Below are 242 nucleotides of genomic sequence, written 5' to 3' on the forward strand. Positions count from 1 at the left end.
AATTGAAGGTCAATAGGTTGCGAATGGCGTCGGAGCTGATGGGTGTCATTCATCTTGGGCATAGCCATGTTCCTGAAACGCGTGGTCACCTCGAAGCGTGGAACAAGCGGATGGAAGAAGCGGTGGTCCGAAAGCTGCCAGGCGGGTTCCGGCCGGCGGGCGAGCTGACCGATGCGACCAAAACGAATGGCTACAAATTCGAGAACTTCCCAATGCAGCCCACGGCACTCGAAGATCTCATG

General features: G+C 56.2%; 1 pseudogene. It reads left to right on the forward strand.

The window, feature by feature from the left end:
• Nucleotides 1-23 precede the first annotated feature (23 nt).
• Nucleotides 24-242 (forward strand): annotated as a pseudogene (locus KVS69_RS20360) (hypothetical protein); the annotation flags it as partial.

This window comes from Stenotrophomonas sp. GbtcB23 (assembly GCF_019091045.1).
In the GTDB taxonomy this organism is placed as follows: domain Bacteria; phylum Pseudomonadota; class Gammaproteobacteria; order Xanthomonadales; family Xanthomonadaceae; genus Stenotrophomonas; species Stenotrophomonas rhizophila_A.